Genomic DNA, 15,745 nt, shown 5'->3' on the forward strand with positions numbered 1-15,745 from the left:
TTCAGTCCGACGCCGGGGCGTCGGCGGCGGATGCGGGGTGCACGCCCAGCATCGGCCGCCGTGCCGAGCCCTGTGGACCGATGCCGGCCGGCTCGAACGTGTTGACCATGGCGTACGCAGCGCGCTCGAGGTAGTCCCACAGGGTCGCGTCATGGAGCGGGGGCAGCGCGAGCTCGTCGAGTGCCGTGCGCATGTGGCGCAGCCACCGGTCGCGAGCGTCGGGATCTACGTGGAACGGGCGGTGGCGCATTCGCAGCCGAGGATGACCGCGCTCCTCACCGTAGGTGGTCGGGCCACCCCAGTACTGCTCGAGGAACATCGTGAGCCGGTGCGCCGCCGGCCCCAGGTCGGCCTCGGGATACATCGGCCGCAGCACCTCGTCGGCGGCGACCTCTCGGTAGAAGACATCGACGAGGCGGACGAAGGTCTCGTGACCGCCGACCTCGTCGTAGAAGCTGACCTGGTCGCTCACGGGGTGTCCTTCTGCCGATCCGTTGCGTCGCCGTCACCGGCGGGCGCCTCCTGGGCGTCGGGCGATTGCGTCGACGCCGAGGCCCCCTTGCCGCGCTTCGGCCGCCACTGGGGGCGCGCCTTCACCTGCGGCGGCGCCACCGGCTGGGGCTTGGTCCGCGGCGGGTTCGCGCCTCGGATGCTCTGGGCACCCTCGAAACCGGTGAGGACGGTGGAGTTGAGCTGGGGGAGCGCGACGCCGAGCTCGTCCACGGCATCCTTGAGTCGCGCGCGGAGGGCTCGCGCGACATCGTCCTTGGCGTTGGGCCGCGTCTTGACGACGAGACGGATCACCAACGCGTCGCCGCTGATCGATTCGAGCCCCCACAGTTCGGGCTTCTCGATGATGCGGCTGCGCCACTTCGGTTCGCGCGCGAGATCCTTAGCGGCTTCGATCACGGTCTTCTCGACGACATCGACGTCGGCGTCGGTCGGCACGCCGAGATCGATGATCACGCGCGACCAGCCCTGCGACATGTTCCCGATGCGAGTGATCTCACCGTTGCGAACGAACCACAGCGTCCCGTTGACGTCTCGGACATGCGTGACACGGACGCTGACGTACTCGACGATGCCCGTGGCGAGTCCGAGGTCGACGACGTCGCCGATGCCGATCTGGTCCTCGGCCACGATGAACATCCCGTTCAGGACGTCTTTGACGATGTTCTGAGCACCGAAACCGAGACCGGCGCCGATCGCGGCCGACAGCAGGGTGAACGACCCGAGGATGTCGGGGCTGAGAACGCCCACGATCATCAGCAGGGCAACGATGACGATCGTCACGTTGACGATGTTGGTCAGGATCGACCCGAGTGTGCGGGTCCGCTGGACGATACGCACCTGTGCGAGCGGCGACATGTCGATCGCTCGCGTGTCCTCGGCCTCGGCCCGCGTCTTCGCGCCGCGCACGATCCGGTCGACGATGCGGGCGATCAGGCGGCGCATCAACCAGGAGAGCGCGAAGGCGCCGAGGATGATGCCCGCGACCGCGACGATGTTCCATCCCGCTTCGGTGAGGAACTTCCAGAACTCCTCGGCGGGGAACTCCCAGGCGAGCGGGACGGCAGTGGTCACGGTGGTCATCGATCCGATTTTACCGAGCGGCACCACGACATTTCCGAGAGAGCCATCAGGCATCGAGGCCGGGCTCGCCGAGCCCGTGCGCGATCAGCACGGCGTGCACGCGATCTCGCGCGGGCAGCTTCGTCAGGATGCGGCCGACGTGCGTCTTGACCGTGGACTCGCTGAGGAAGAGCTCACCGGCGATCTCCAGATTCGTCAGTCCTCGCGCCATGGCAGCCAGCACATCCGCCTCCCGCGCCGTCAGAACGGCCGGGGTGACGGGCTGCGGAGCGGGCAGCCCGGTCGCGGTCACGAGCTCGATCATGCGACGGGTGATCCGCGGAGCGAGCGTCGCCTCGCCTGCGGCGACGGCGCGGACGGCAGCGACGAGCTCATCGCGTCGCGCATCCTTCAGGAGAAAGCCGCCGGCGCCGGCGCGGAGCGCCCCGAACGCATACTCGTCGAGGTCGAACGTCGTGAGCACCAGCACGGCGACGGTCGGATGCTCGCCCCGGATGCGAGTGGTGGCTTCGATGCCGTCGACCACCGGCATGCGCACATCCATCAATACGACGTCGGGCGACGACTCGGAGACGGCGCGGAGGGCGGCCGCGCCATCGGCTGCCTCACCGACGACCTCGATGCCGTCAGCGGCGTCCAGCACCATCCGGAAGCCGAGGCGGATGAGCTGCTGGTCGTCGACGATCAGCACGCGGATCGGCGAAGCGGGATCAGCGGTCATGATTCTCCTGTTCGAGGGGGATGACGGCGTGCACGCGCCACCCACGGCCCGATCCCGGTCCCGCGGTCACCGCTCCGCCCGCCAGGACCACGCGCTCTCGGAGGCCACGCAGGCCGTACCCCGATGACGACGTCGTCGAGGAAGCGACCGGCTCGCCGTCGTCGACGATATCGACCTCGACTGCGTGAGGACGGTAACCCACCCGCACGTCGATCCGTTCGGCACCGCGTGCGTGGCGCATCGCGTTCGTGACGCCTTCCTGCACGATGCGCGAGATCGCGAGTTGCACCGCGCTGCTGAGCTCCGGTCTGTCGCCCGAGATGGTCAGAGTCGCGTCGAACCCGGCGGCGCGCGCGGAATCGACCGTGTCCGCGGTCGTGTCGCGTGCCAGCGGGGCGAGCGGAGCGGCGTCGTCCTCGCGGAGGATGCCGAGGGTCGCGCGCATGTCGCTGAGGGCTTCGCGCCCCGTCGATGCGATGGCGGTGGCGCCGGGACGGGCGCGGTCGATGTCGCTCGATGCGGCGACGCCCTCGGCCAGGGCCACCATCACCGTCAGCGAGTGAGCGACGATGTCGTGCAGCTCCCGGGCGATCCGGTCGCGTTCCGATGCCGCGGCGAGGCGCGCCTGCTGATCGCGTTCGACGACGAGCTGGCGCGACCGGTCGATGAGAGCGGCGACGTAACGGTGCCGGTTGCCGACATTCGTGCCGATGAGGGCCCCGATGAGCGCGCTCAGGCCCTCGCCGATCAGCGCGTTCCAGGCGATCATCGGGCCGATCATTCCCGTGAACGCGAGGCCGGCCACCAACGCGGCGATGGTGCCGAACGCGACGGCGACACCGATCAGGCAGGCCCGAGCACTCCGATGGACGGCGAGGGTGTACGCCGCGATGCCGAGCATCGGCCCACCGGTCGGCGCAGGGGCAAGAAGGTAAGCCAGCGCGACCGCCACGGCTCCGACGAACACGAGCGTCGGGTAGCGCCTGCGCACGAGGAGCGAGGCGCACCCGAGCACGACCACGACCATGACGATAGGAGCCGTGGTGGCCCAGAGCCGGCCGACACCGATCGCGTCGTCGATGCGATCCGTGAAGCTCGTCGCCGGGACGAGCGAGAAGGCCAGGCAGATGAGCGCGGTGAGGATGTCGGCGAAGACCGGGTGCCGCCCCCAGAACCGCCGGAGGAATCCGGGCGGACGCGGAAGCCGCAGCTCATCGTCGGGCGACGATGAGCCACGGCTTCCGGGAGACACTCCTCGTACCCTACGCGTCGGTCGAGCGGAGGATAGCCCAGCCGCCGAGCAGCGTCGCGGTCGGCCACGCGAGCAGTGTGATGAGGCCCGTGACGAAGTCGTCGGAACCGGGCGAGGTCACCGTCTGCGCTGCGCTCGCGGGCAGGTACTTGCCCAGGTCGACGATCCACGCCCACGATTCCCCGCCGAAGGCGAACAGGCTCAGGACGATCGGCATGACGAACAGGATGCCGACCGTGGCGGCGATCGCGCCGGCGCCGTTGCGAATGATGAAGCCCCATCCGAGTCCGAGCAGGGCGAACGTGGCCATCGCCAGAACACCGAGTACGAGGGGGAACACCGACGATTCCGCGTCCGCCCAGTCGATGGCACGGTCGCCGAAGATCGGCGCGGAGGCGACGACCGACACGATCGTGGTGACGACCGTCGTGGCGGCGAGCAGCAGTGCGACCACGACCGCCTTCGCGACGAGCACGGCACCGCGTCGTGGCTCGGCGGTCAGGGTCGATCGGATCATGCCGGTCGAGTATTCGCCGGTGATCGCCATGGCACCGAGGATGCCCGCCACCAGCATCGTGAACTGCATCGGAGCGACGATCGCGCTGACCGGGTTGAAGTCGCCACCGAAATCCTGCGAAGCCCACGCCATGAGCAGCGAGATGCCGATCGCGAGGACGGCCGTGACTCCCAGCGACCACCAGGTGGAGCGCAACGAGAGCAGCTTGATGGTCTCGCTGCGGACAAGGCGACCGAACGACAGTCGCGCGTTCGGCGGCGTGGCGCGCGCCGGCGCGGGGGTCTGCACGGTGGTGGTGGCGGTCATCGCGCCGCTCCCTTCGTCTGGTATTCGACCGACCCCTCGGTGAGGGCGAGGTAGGCGTCTTCGAGCGATCCCACGCGCGGTGTGAGCTCGTGAAGCGGGATGCCGTGCGCGGCTGCGGTGTCGCCGATCGCGGCCGCGCTCAGGCCGGCGACCTGCAGGAGTCCCGGCTCGCCCGTGGTCACCGCGACGTCGGGGCCGGCGATGAGGCGGGTGAGTTCGTCGGCCCGCGGGGTGCGGACGACGACAGTGTTGCTCGTCCACGAGCGGACCAGATCGTCGATGCCGGCATCAGCCAGCACGCGGCCTCGGCCGAGCACGATCACGTGGTCGGCGGTGAGGGCCATCTCGCTCATGAGGTGGCTCGAGAGCAGTACCGTCCGCCCTTGCGCCGCCTGACCGCGGACGAACTGCCGGACCCAGCGAACGCCCTCGGGGTCGAGACCGTTCACCGGCTCATCGAGGATCAGGGTCTGCGGATCGCCGAGGAGCGCGGCTGCGATGCCCAGGCGCTGCCCCATGCCGAGCGAGAACTTGCCGGCGCGCTTGCCCGCTACCGAGCCGAGGCCGGTGATCTCGATCACCTCATCGACGCGGGAGCGGGGGATGCCGTGGGTCGCCGCCATCGCGCGCAGGTGGTTGCGCGCGCTGCGGCCGGTGTGGACGGCCTTCGCGTCGAGGAGGATGCCGACCTCGGTGAGCGGTGACCGCAGCGAGCGGTAGTCGCGGCCGTCGATGGTGACGCGCCCGGACGACGGCCGGTCGAGGCCGACGATCATCCGCATCGTGGTGGATTTGCCGGCGCCGTTGGGCCCCAGGAAGCCGGTCACCTTGCCCGACTGCACGGTGAAGCTCACCCCGTCGACGGCCGTCTTGTCTCCGTACCTCTTCGTGAGGCCTTCTGCAACGATCATGCGCCCCACGCTATCGACGGGCGCATCCCGCTGTCGTCCGCCGGGAGTGCCGAGAATGCTGATGGGCGTCGTACCGGAGTACGACGCCCATCAGCATTGCGGATGACGTCAGTCCTGCGCGTCGCGCTCCTGCACAGCGAGCGCCCGCTCGACGCCCGCGAGGTTCTCGGCGACAAGTCGGCGGAGCGCAGCCGGGGCCTCTGCGTTCTCCGAGAGCCACGAGCGGGTCGCGTCGCGCAGCTCGGCGTTGGCGAGGGCCGCCGGGTACAGGCCGACGATGAGGTACTGCGCGATCTGGTAGGTGCGCGACTCCCAGATCGGCAGCAGCATCCGGAAGTACTCGTCGACGAAGGCGCCGAGGTGCGCCACGCCCGCCGGGTGGGTGAAGCCGGCAGCCGCCGAACGTACAACGGTGTTGGGCAGATCGTCGTTCTCGATGAGCGATGCCCACGCGGCCTTCTTCGCGTCGGCCGTCGGGAGCGCCGCCCGGGCCTGCGCCGCGAATTCACCGCCCTTCGCGGTGTTGTCGGCCGCAAGCGCGGCGTCGATGTCCGCCGCCGAGACGGCGCCCGACGCGGCGAGCGATACCAGGAGCGCCCACGAGAGGTCGGCGTCGATCTCCAGCCCCGGGAGAACGGTGTCGCCCGATCGCAGGGCGCGGACGACGTCGGCGTGGGCGTCGGTCGATGCGGCCGACGCGAAGGCGGTCACGAACTGCAGCTGGCTGTCGCTGCCCGCCTCGGCCTGCTGAGCGAGTTCCCACAGCCCGTCGGCGACGCGGGCACGCGCGGCATCCCGGGTCTGCGGATCGACGTACGAGTTCGCTGCGAGCTGGAGCTGTCCGAGCGTCGTGCGCACCGTGGTGGACTCGGTCTCGGTGCCGATGTTGCGGAGAACCAGGTCGATGTACTCGGTCGCGGATGCCTCCGCGTCTCGGGTCTGGTCCCACGCAGCGCCCCAGACGAGGGAGCGCGCGAGCGGGTCGCTGATCTTCGCGAGGTGCTCGACCGCCGTACGGAGCGAGCGCTCGTCGAGGCGAATCTTGGCGTACGCGAGGTCCTCGTCGTTCAGGAGGACCAGGTCGGGCTGCGCGCGACCCTTCAGCTCCGGCACCTCGGTCAGATCGCCGTCCACGTCGAGCTCGACGTGGTGCGTGCGCACGAGCGTGCCGCCCTGGAGGGAGTAGAAGCCGACGCCGAGGCGGTGCGGACGGATCGTCGGGTAGTCGGCGGGTGCCGTCTGCACGATGGCGAAACGGGTGATGATCCCGTCGGCATCCGTGACGATCTCCGGTTCGAGCGTGTTCACGCCGGCCGTCTCGAGCCACTTCTTCGACCAGGTCTCGAGCTCGCGACCGCTCGTGGCCTCGAGTTCGACGAGAAGATCGGAGAGCTCCGTGTTGCCCCACGCGTGCTTCTGGAAGTACGCCGAGACACCGGCGAAGAAGGCTTCGACGCCGACCCACGCGGCGAGCTGCTTGAGAACCGAGCCGCCCTTGGCGTACGTGATGCCGTCGAAGTTGACCTGGACATCCTCGAGGTCGTTGATGCGGGCGACGACCGGGTGCGTCGACGGAAGCTGATCCTGGCGGTAGGCCCAGGTCTTCTCCATTGCGTTGAAGGTCGTCCAGGCCTCGGTCCACTCGGTCGCCTCGGCCGTCGCGATCGTCGACGCCCATTCGGCGAACGACTCGTTGAGCCAGAGGTCGTTCCACCACTTCATCGTGACGAGGTCGCCGAACCACATGTGGGCGAGCTCGTGAAGAATGGTCACGACACGGCGTTCCTTCACCGCATCGGTGACCTTGGAACGGAAGACGTAGGTCTCGGTGAAGGTCACGGCGCCCGCGTTCTCCATGGCGCCGGCGTTGAACTCCGGCACGAAGAGCTGGTCGTACTTCGCGAAGGGGTAGGGGACGCCGAACTTCTCCTCGAAGTAGGCGAAGCCCTGACGTGTCTTCTCGAAGACGTAGTCGGCGTCGAGGTACTGCCACAGGCTCTTGCGCGCGTAGACGCCGAGGGGGATCACGCGCCCGTCGGCGCTCGTGAGCTCGGAGAAGACCTGCTCATACGGGCCCGCGACGAGAGCGGTGATGTACGAGGAGATCCGGGGAGTCGGCTCGAAGGCCCACGTGGCCGTCCCGCCGTCGCCGGGCACGGGCTCGGGTGTGGGGGAGTTGGAGACGACCTTCCACTTGGCGGGGGCCGTGATCGTGAAGCGGAACTCTGCCTTGAGGTCGGGCTGCTCGAACACCGCGAAGACACGACGCGAATCGGGAACCTCGAACTGCGAGTACAGGTAGACCTCGCCGTCGACGGGGTCGACGAAGCGGTGCAGGCCCTCGCCGGTGTTCGTGTAGAGGCAGTCCGCATCGACGATGAGCTCGTTCTGCGCCGCGAGACCGTCGAGTGCGATGCGGGAATCGCTGAATGCCGAGGGGTCGATCGCCCGGCCGTTGAGGGTGATCTCCCGGACATCGCGGGCGATCAGATCGACGAAGGTCGAGGCGCCCTCGGCGGCGGCGAAACGGATGACCGTGCGCGAGCGGAAGATCTCCGCGCCGACGGTCAGATCGAGGGCGATGTCGTAGCTCTGCGTGTCGACGATCGCGCGGCGCTCCTGCGCCTCGATGCGGGTGAGGTTCTCTCCAGGCACGTGCGTTCTGCTCCCAGGGTCGGGGTGAGGATTCGGGGCCGCGCGCTGCTGGCGCCGACGGCAACCGTGCCAGCCTACGCTTTCGGGGCTCGCACGTTCATAGGATGGTGCCATGCGCATCCATATCGCGACCGACCACGCCGGTCTCGAGTTCTCCACTCAGCTCCAGCACCACCTCGCCGAAGCGGGTCACGATGTCGTCGACCACGGCCCGATCGAATACGACCCGGTAGACGACTACCCCGCCTTCTGCATCCGTGCGGCGGAGGCCGTCGTCCGGGATCAGCAGGCGGGCGTCGAGGCGCTCGGCGTCGTCTTCGGCGGGTCCGGCAACGGCGAGCAGATGGCGGCGAACAAGGTGCATGGTGCACGCGCAGCACTCGTCTGGAACATCCCGACGGCCGAGCTCGCGCGGGAGCACAACGACGCCAATGTCATCGCCATCGGCGCGCGCCAGCACACGTTCGACGAGGCGGTCACCTTCATCGACCGCTTCATCGCGACGCCCTTCAGCGGGGAGGAGCGCCACGCGCGACGTATCGCCCAGCTCGCCGCCTACGAAGCCGACGGCAGCCTGCTGCCCGACCCGCGCGCGGTCGACGGCGGCACCACGTCGCCGCTGCCCGCCACCGACTCGTTCGATCCGGAAGCGGGCTGATGCCCGAGGGCCATTCCGTCCACCGGATCGCCCGCCAGTTCGAGCGCAACGTCGTCGGCCGCGTCGTCGCCGCGTCGAGCCCGCAAGGGCGGTTCGTCGAGGGCGCGGCGGTGCTCGACGGTCGCGAGGCGATCGAGGCGCGGGCGGTCGGCAAGCAGATGTTCCTCGCGTTCGAGGACGACGTCTGGTTGCGCGTCCACCTGGGGATGTATGGCGCGTGGGATTTCGCCGGCGAGATCGTCGTCGACCCCACGATCGCGTCCGCGAACGGACGGATGGGACATACGAATCAGCGCGGCACAGAGATCGCGCCGATCTACGACGCCGCCGGAGAGAACTCCCTCAGCTCGATCGGTGCGCCGCGACGAGCCCGCGGACGAGTCCGCATGAGCGAACAGACCACGGGGCTCGGTGACGACGGTGCTGCCGAAGACGGGGGATGGCCGCCGCCCGTCGTCGGTCAGGTGCGCCTGCGCCTGCTCACAGACGTGACCTGTGCCGACCTTCGCGGACCGACCGCCTGTCAGCTGCAGACACCGGAAGAGGTTCAGGCGACGATCGCGAAGCTCGGGCCCGATCCGCTCGTGGATGACGTGACGGAGGGCGAGGAGCGATTCGCCGCGACCGTCCGCCGCAAGCCGACGGCGATCGGTCTGCTTCTCATGGACCAGAGCGTGGTCAGCGGAATCGGCAACGTCTATCGCGCGGAGATGCTGTTCCGCGCACGCCTGAACCCGCACACGCCGGGCCGCGACGTGCCGGCGGAGACCGTCCGAGAGCTCTGGCGCGACTGGGTACGGCTCCTCGCGATCGGCGTCGAGACGGGGCAGATGATGACGATGGACGATCTCGATCCCGAGGCATGGCGCCGGGCGATGGCCCATCGTGACGACCGGCACTGGGTGTATCACCGGGCGGGCCTGCCCTGCCGCGTGTGCGGAACGTCGATCGTCCTCGAGGAGATGGCGTCACGCAAGTTGTACTGGTGCCCGAACTGCCAGAGGTGAGCGCATGAGACAGAATCCCAGCTTCGCGATGACGGATGTCGTCGAGCTGCGCCGTGTGATCGACGAGAACCCGTGGGTCACGATCGTCAGTGCGGGCACCGACGGACTCGTCGCGTCGCACTACGCCGTGCTCCTGGACGACGAACGCGACGACCTCACGATCGTGGGGCACGTCGGGCGCCCGGATGACGTGATCCACGGCCTCGGTGGCGGCGAGCTGCTCGTCGTGGTGCAGGGGCCGCACGGGTACGTGTCGCCTCAGTGGTACGGCGACGTGCCTGCCGTCCCCACCTGGAACTACGTCTCGGTTCATCTCTCCGGCGTGCCCGAGATCCTCGCGCCGGAAGAGAACCTGCGTGTGCTCGAGCGCCTCGTCGACCGGTTCGAGTCGGGCCTGGGTGCGCCACGGGGCATGTGGGCCGCGCCGAACGATGAGGACTTCGTCCGGCGTCTCGAGCGGGGGACCGTCGGATTCCGTCTCTCACCGGCCCGAGTCGAGGCTAAACGCAAGCTCAGCCAGAATCGGCCGGATGCCGTGGTCGACACCATCATCGCCGAGCTCGAGCAGGCCGCCACACCGTATGCCGACCCCCGGCTGGCGACGGAGATGCGCCGGGCTCACGAGGCGATGCGCGCCGCCCGCGAGGATCGGTCGTGAACCTCGCAGCGCCGGGCGAGACAGTGGACATCGTCGCGGACGTCCGACTGACCGGCCCGGGGCGCACGGATCCGTTCGGTGCCGATCTGGTCGACGTGCACGTCGCGGGTGATGTCGTGGTCGACATCGCGCCTGCGGGCGCCCTCCCGCGACGCGGGGTCGTTCTCGACGGTGGTGGGGGCTGGCTGATCCCCGGACTCTGGGACCACCACGTTCACACCGTGCAGTGGGCCCTGGCGGCGCGCCGCGTCGACCTCGAGGGCATCGTGAGCGCTGCCGAGGCGGCGGCGGTCATGGGTCGAGCGGGACTGGAGCTCGACGGTCGCCGCGTCGGCTCGGGTTTCCGCGACGCGCTCTGGCCTGATCGGCCCTCGCTCGCACTGCTCGACGCGACCACGGGCGACGCGCCCACCTATCTGATCAACTCCGATGTCCACAGCGTCTGGCTCAACAGCGCCGCGCTCCGGCGTGAGGGGATGTCGGCGGCCGACGGGGTGCTGCGCGAGGAGCCCGCGTTCGAGATCTCCCGCCGCCTGAACGCCCTCGACACGGCGGTCGCGGATGCCGCGGTGATCGAGGCGATGTCCGCGGCATCCGCCCGCGGCGTGGTCGGCATCGTCGACCTGGACATGGCATGGAACGCGGAGGACTGGGATCGCAGGCTGGCTCGCGGTTACGACGCGGTGCGCGTGTCGTTCGGTGTCTACGCCAGCATGCTGGATCGAGCGATTTCAGCGGGACTGCAGACCGGCGACGCGATAGATCCGGCGGGGCTCGTGCGGATGGGGCCATTCAAGGTCATCACCGACGGCTCACTCGGCACCCGGACGGCGGCGTGCTCGCACCACTATCCGAACGCCGAGCACGACTTCGGAGTCATGACCGTGCCGCCTGCCGAGCTCGTCGAGCTGATGCGGCGCGCAACGGGGGCCGGCATCTCCTGCGCGGTGCACGCGATCGGCGACGTCGCGAACTCGCACGCCCTCGACGCCTTCGCGATGACGGGAGCCACCGGGACCATCGAGCACGCTCAGCTCGTCGCTCACGCCGACATCCCGCGGTTCGCCCGCCTCGGCATCGGCGCGAGTGTGCAGCCCTCGCATGCCGTCGATGATCGCGACATGGCGGAGGAGTTCTGGGCGGGGCAGACGGCCGTCGGCTACCCGATGCGGGAGCTCGTCGAGGCCGGAGCCAACCTGCTGCTCGGTTCGGACGCGCCGGTGGCCCGTCTCGATCCCTGGACCACGATGTCGGACGCGGTGTTCCGTACGCGTGACGAGCGCGATCCCTGGCGTCCGCATCAGCGAATCGCGGCTGCAGTCGCCCTCGCAGCCTCAACGGCGGGTGGGTCGCAGACCGGCTCGGCGATCGCGCCCGGAGACATCGCGGATCTGGCCATCGTCGACCGTGACCCTCTCGCCGCCGACACGCCCGGCGCTCTGCGCGGAACCGGCGTGACGGCGACCCTCCTCGGCGGCCGGATCACGCACATCGGTTGAATCGCGTTCTTTCGGGGCACGCGTCCCGGGAAGGCGAAACGGGACGGCGAAACGGGACGGTGATCGGTGGGAAGCGTCCAGCTGCCCTCGTCGCGATCACCGCCCCGTTCGGCGCTGAGGATTACTCGGCGAGGTGTGCGAGGAGGAACCAGCGATCCTTGTCGACGCCGCGCTTGATCTCGATCGCGACGTCCTGGCTCGTGAGGTCGACCTCGTCGAGACCGTCGATGGCGTTCTGAAGGTCGACGAGCGCCCCGTCGATGTCGGAGACGATGGCCTTGATCTCGTCCTGCCACTGCGCGAACCCGGCGGGCACGGCGGTGCTGGTCTTCTCGGCCATGGTCGAGACGCGCGAGTCGACGGGCAGGCCGAGGGCGACGATGCGCTCAGCGGCGGTGTCGGCGTAGTCCTGGGCGTGGGCGACCACCGTGTCGAGCAACTCGTGGATCGCGATGAAATTCGAGCCGCGGACGTTCCAGTGCGCCTGCTTGCCGTTGACGACGAGCGCCTGCATCTTGTGCACGACCGGGGTGAGGAACTGCGCGGCAGCGGCGGCGACCTCGGGGTCGGCGGTGAGGGCGGGAGTGGTGATGTTGGTGTCGGTCATGTCTGCGCTCCTTCTGGCAGGTCGTGGCCTGCATCTGTCCAAACGCTACTCACGCCGGAACATTCCGCAAGCAAGAGAAGGCTGGGCTCACCAGGGGTAACGTGAGGCCATGCCCGTCGCCTCGTCCGCATCCCTCGTGTCTCTCGGAGAGTCTCGGCCCCGCCTGCATCCGACGGTGTTCGTCGCGGACGGGGCGCGACTGGTCGGTGACGTGGTCATCGGCGAGATGTCGAGCGTCTGGTACAACGCGGTGATCCGCGGTGATCGGTCGCGCATCGTGATCGGAGATCGCAGCAACGTCCAGGACGGCGTCGTGATCCACGTCGACGCGGGGTCGCCCGCGAAGATCGGCGACGACGTCTCGATCGGCCACAACGCCGTCGTCCACGGGTGCACGGTGGAGGACGGCTGCCTCATCGGGATGAACAGCACGATCCTCAGCGGTGCGGTGATCGGAGCCGGATCTCTCGTCGCCGGGGGAGCGGTCGTGCTCGAGGGAACCGTGATCCCCGCCGGTTCCCTCGTCGCCGGGGTGCCGGCGAAGGTCCGCCGGGCGCTCACGGAGGACGAACGGGGCGGGCTTCACGGGAACGCCGCGACATACCTGCAGCTGGCCACCGATCACGGCGCCCGTTGCGCTGAATGAAGAGCTCCTCCGCGTACGAAGACGAGGAGGAGCATCGGAGGGGCTGACGAGAATCGAACTCGCATCATCTGTTTGGAAGACAGAGGCTTTACCACTAAGCTACAGCCCCGCATCCGACCTGGATCGGATGTGGATCGCCGTCACGCTGAGAACCATGTCCAGCGCTGGCAACTCGAACAGTCTAGCGGACTCCGTCGGCTAGACTGACCACGGCCGTTTTCCGACGCACGTGTGCTGCGCGCCCGGGGCGTAGCTCAGCTTGGTAGAGCGCCCGCTTTGGGAGCGGGAGGCCGCAGGTTCAAATCCTGTCGCCCCGACAACGGCCCCACGAACCCAGACCACCGAACGGACGCGCATGTGCGCGGCCGGATAAAGGAGAACGACAGGCATGGTCACCAGCACCGTCGAGACGCTCAGCCCCACGCGGGTGAAGCTCCACATCACGGTCAGCCCGGACGAGCTGAAGCCGAGCATCACCCACGCGTACGAGCACATCGCTCAGGACGTGCAGATTCCCGGCTTCCGCAAGGGCAAGGTGCCCGCTCCCATCATCGACCAGCGTGTCGGCCGCGGTGCGGTCATCGAGCACGCGGTCAGCGAGGGCCTCGACGGCTTCTACCGCGAAGCCGTCACCGCGAACGAGCTGCGCGTCCTCGGGCGTCCGTCGGCCGAGGTCGTCGACTGGCCCAGCGACAAGGACTTCTCGGGCGACCTGAAGGTCGAGGTCGAGGTCGACGTGCGTCCCGAGTTCGAGCTTCCCGCCTACGCGGACATCACCATCGAGGTCGAGCCCGTCGCCACCGACGACGCCGCCATCGACGAGGAGCTCGACCGCCTGCGCGGCCGTTTCGGCACGCTCGTCACCGTCGACCGTCCTGCCGCGAAGGGCGACTTCGTCGAGCTGGACCTCGTCGCGACGATCGACGGCAACGAGATCGACCGCGCCGAGGGTGTGTCGTACGAGGTGGGCTCGGGCGAGCTCCTCGAGGGCATCGACGAGGCCATCGAGTCGCTCACCGCTGGTGAGGACACCACGTTCCGTTCCAAGCTCGTCGGCGGCGACCACGCCGGCGAGGAGGCCGAGGTCGCCGTCACGGTCAAGGCTGTCAAGGAGCGCGAGCTCCCCGAGGCCGACGACGACTTCGCGCAGATGGCGAGCGAATTCGACACCATCGCCGAGCTGCGCGAGAGCCTTGTCGAGCGCGTCTCGCAGCAGAGCCTGTTCACGCAGGGCGCTGCCGCGCGCGAGAAGCTTGTCGACGCGCTCCTCGAGAAGGTCGAGATCCCGGTTCCGGCCGGACTGGTCGAGGACGAGGTTCACGCGCACCTCGAGGGCGAGGGTCGTCTGGAGGACGACGCGCACCGTGCCGAGGTCACCGAGGCGAGCGAGAAGCAGTTCCGCACGCAGATGGTGCTCGACAAGATCGCCGAGACGCACGAGGTCCAGGTCTCGCAGGACGAGCTGACCCAGTACCTGACCCAGGCCTCTGCGCAGTACGGGATGGCCCCGCAGGACTTCGTCAACGCGCTCCAGCAGAACGGCCAGCTTCCGGTGATGGTCGGCGAGGTCGCCCGTAACAAGGCCCTCGCGATCGCCCTGGGCAAGGTCACGGTCGTCGACACCGACGGGAATTCGGTCGACCTGACCGGCTTCATCACCGTCGAGGGCGAGGAGTCCGCCGCCGACGAGGTCGTCGAGGAGGCGCAGGAGATCGCCGACGAGGCCGCCGACGCCGATGCCGACGCCGCCGAGGCGGAGGAGAAGCCGGCCAAGAAGACGCCTGCCAAGAAGGCGCCCGCTAAGAAGAAGGCGGATGCCGCCGACGACGCTCCCGCCGCCGACGAGAAGGCTCCTGCCAAGAAGGCGCCGGCCAAGAAGGCCCCCGCCAAGAAGAAGGCCGCCGACGAGGCTGCCGCCGAGTGATCTCCTGATCGCGACGGTCGCCCGACCGGCAGAAGGGGCGGATGCTGCGGCATCCGCCCCTTCTGCTCTGCCCGACAGATGCTCCGCATCAGGGACGGCGGTGACACGGGCTATGCCCACGGCGAACACGGTCAGGCGCATGCGGCGGCGTCGGTAGATTCGACACGTCACGAAACTTCGGATCAGGAGCACACATGGCTGACCCCCTCATCGCAACAAGCGTCTTCGACAGACTGCTCAAGGACCGCATCATCTGGCTCGGGTCGGAGGTGCGCGACGAGAACGCGAACGAGATCTGCGCGAAGATCCTCCTGCTCGCCGCCGAGGACTCCGAGAAGGACATCTACCTCTACATCAACTCGCCGGGCGGCTCGATCACGGCCGGAATGGCGATCTACGACACGATGCAGTTCGTTCCGAACGACATCGTCACCGTCGGCATCGGCATGGCCGCGTCCATGGGGCAGCTGCTCCTGACCGCCGGCACGAAGGGCAAGCGCTACATCACGCCCAACGCCCGGGTTCTGCTGCACCAGCCGCACGGCGGGTTCGGCGGCACGGCCAGCGACATCCAGACGCAGGCGCAGCTGATCCTCGACATGAAGCGTCGTCTCGCCGAGATCACCGCGGCCCAGACGGGCAAGTCCGTCGAGCAGATCAACGCCGATGGCGACCGCGACCGGTGGTTCACCGCTCAGGAGGCGCTCGAGTACGGCTTCGTGGACCACATCCGCGAGTCGGCCACTGACGTCGTCGGCGGCGGCGGCACCGAGAACTGATCGACCGAAGGA

15 protein-coding genes and 2 tRNA genes are annotated in these 15,745 nt (G+C 68.8%); 8 read left to right on the top strand and 9 right to left on the bottom strand.

Features of this window, described 5'->3' with window-relative positions:
• Position 1: 1 nt before the first annotated feature.
• The 7 genes from P6897_RS08000 to pepN all read right to left on the bottom strand — a co-directional run bounded on the left by P6897_RS08000 (position 2) and on the right by pepN (position 7,955).
• The gene (locus P6897_RS08000; RefSeq protein WP_114589451.1) at positions 2-472 is read right to left on the bottom strand and encodes a globin; all 471 of its coding nucleotides are present in this window, start codon (positions 470-472) and stop codon (positions 2-4) included.
• Positions 469-1,647 (bottom strand): mechanosensitive ion channel domain-containing protein, encoded by a 1,179-nt coding sequence (locus tag P6897_RS08005; protein ID WP_282502537.1) that lies wholly within the window; start codon positions 1,645-1,647, stop codon positions 469-471. Before P6897_RS08005 ends, P6897_RS08000 begins: the two co-directional genes overlap by 4 nt.
• Positions 1,640-2,314, bottom strand: a complete 675-nt coding sequence (locus tag P6897_RS08010; RefSeq protein WP_282502538.1) for a response regulator transcription factor — start codon at positions 2,312-2,314, stop codon at positions 1,640-1,642. Before P6897_RS08010 ends, P6897_RS08005 begins: the two co-directional genes overlap by 8 nt.
• Entirely contained in the window at positions 2,304-3,566 is a 1,263-nt protein-coding gene (locus P6897_RS08015; RefSeq protein ID WP_282502539.1) for a histidine kinase, read from the bottom strand. Before P6897_RS08015 ends, P6897_RS08010 begins: the two co-directional genes overlap by 11 nt.
• 10 nt (positions 3,567-3,576) lie before the next feature.
• Positions 3,577-4,389, bottom strand: coding sequence for an ABC transporter permease (locus P6897_RS08020; protein WP_282500949.1), 813 nt, complete (start codon positions 4,387-4,389; stop codon positions 3,577-3,579).
• The gene (locus P6897_RS08025) at positions 4,386-5,300 is read right to left on the bottom strand and encodes an ABC transporter ATP-binding protein (RefSeq protein WP_274177847.1); all 915 of its coding nucleotides are present in this window, start codon (positions 5,298-5,300) and stop codon (positions 4,386-4,388) included. Before P6897_RS08025 ends, P6897_RS08020 begins: the two co-directional genes overlap by 4 nt.
• A 108-nt stretch (positions 5,301-5,408) precedes the next feature.
• Positions 5,409-7,955, bottom strand: coding sequence for an aminopeptidase N (gene pepN, locus P6897_RS08030; RefSeq protein ID WP_274177848.1), 2,547 nt, complete (start codon positions 7,953-7,955; stop codon positions 5,409-5,411).
• 112 nt (positions 7,956-8,067) lie between these two features.
• Between pepN and P6897_RS08035 the strand changes: the two genes are divergently transcribed.
• From P6897_RS08035 to P6897_RS08050, 4 genes are read left to right on the top strand one after another with little or no spacing between them, the layout of a single operon-like run.
• Positions 8,068-8,613, top strand: coding sequence for a ribose-5-phosphate isomerase (locus P6897_RS08035; RefSeq protein WP_112614660.1), 546 nt, complete (start codon positions 8,068-8,070; stop codon positions 8,611-8,613).
• A complete protein-coding gene (locus P6897_RS08040) occupies positions 8,613-9,620 on the top strand; it encodes a DNA-formamidopyrimidine glycosylase family protein (protein ID WP_274177849.1) in 1,008 nt (335 codons plus the stop codon). Before P6897_RS08035 ends, P6897_RS08040 begins: the two co-directional genes overlap by 1 nt.
• A gap of 4 nt (positions 9,621-9,624) precedes the next feature.
• Complete coding sequence (locus P6897_RS08045; protein WP_114589456.1) at positions 9,625-10,278, top strand: FMN-binding negative transcriptional regulator; 654 nt, start codon at positions 9,625-9,627, stop codon at positions 10,276-10,278.
• Positions 10,275-11,777, top strand: a complete 1,503-nt coding sequence (locus P6897_RS08050) for an amidohydrolase family protein (RefSeq protein ID WP_274177850.1) — start codon at positions 10,275-10,277, stop codon at positions 11,775-11,777. Before P6897_RS08045 ends, P6897_RS08050 begins: the two co-directional genes overlap by 4 nt.
• A 121-nt stretch (positions 11,778-11,898) precedes the next feature.
• Here P6897_RS08050 and P6897_RS08055 read toward each other — a convergent pair whose 3' ends face one another.
• Positions 11,899-12,384, bottom strand: coding sequence for a DNA starvation/stationary phase protection protein (locus P6897_RS08055; RefSeq protein ID WP_112614668.1), 486 nt, complete (start codon positions 12,382-12,384; stop codon positions 11,899-11,901).
• A 109-nt stretch (positions 12,385-12,493) separates the two neighbouring features.
• Between P6897_RS08055 and P6897_RS08060 the strand changes: the two genes are divergently transcribed.
• A complete protein-coding gene (locus P6897_RS08060; RefSeq protein ID WP_269266253.1) occupies positions 12,494-13,030 on the top strand; it encodes a gamma carbonic anhydrase family protein in 537 nt (178 codons plus the stop codon).
• Positions 13,031-13,068: 38 nt separating this feature from the next.
• On the opposite strand, the gene P6897_RS08065 is transcribed toward P6897_RS08060, so the two are convergent.
• Positions 13,069-13,139: transfer RNA gene (locus P6897_RS08065), tRNA-Gly, on the bottom strand.
• Between the two features lie 134 nt (positions 13,140-13,273).
• On the opposite strand from P6897_RS08065, the gene P6897_RS08070 reads away from it, so the two are divergent.
• The 3 genes from P6897_RS08070 to P6897_RS08080 all read left to right on the top strand — a co-directional run bounded on the left by P6897_RS08070 (position 13,274) and on the right by P6897_RS08080 (position 15,733).
• Positions 13,274-13,347 (top strand) — tRNA-Pro (locus P6897_RS08070).
• 71 nt (positions 13,348-13,418) lie between these two features.
• Positions 13,419-14,954 carry a trigger factor gene (gene tig, locus P6897_RS08075; RefSeq protein WP_282500950.1) on the top strand — a complete coding sequence of 512 codons (1,536 nt, stop codon included), beginning with the start codon at positions 13,419-13,421 and terminating at the stop codon, positions 14,952-14,954.
• A 194-nt stretch (positions 14,955-15,148) separates the two neighbouring features.
• Positions 15,149-15,733, top strand: coding sequence for an ATP-dependent Clp protease proteolytic subunit (locus tag P6897_RS08080; protein WP_023950833.1), 585 nt, complete (start codon positions 15,149-15,151; stop codon positions 15,731-15,733).
• Positions 15,734-15,745: the final 12 nt, after the last annotated feature.

The organism is Microbacterium sp. BDGP8 (assembly GCF_029991045.1).
GTDB classification, from domain to species: domain Bacteria; phylum Actinomycetota; class Actinomycetes; order Actinomycetales; family Microbacteriaceae; genus Microbacterium; species Microbacterium plantarum.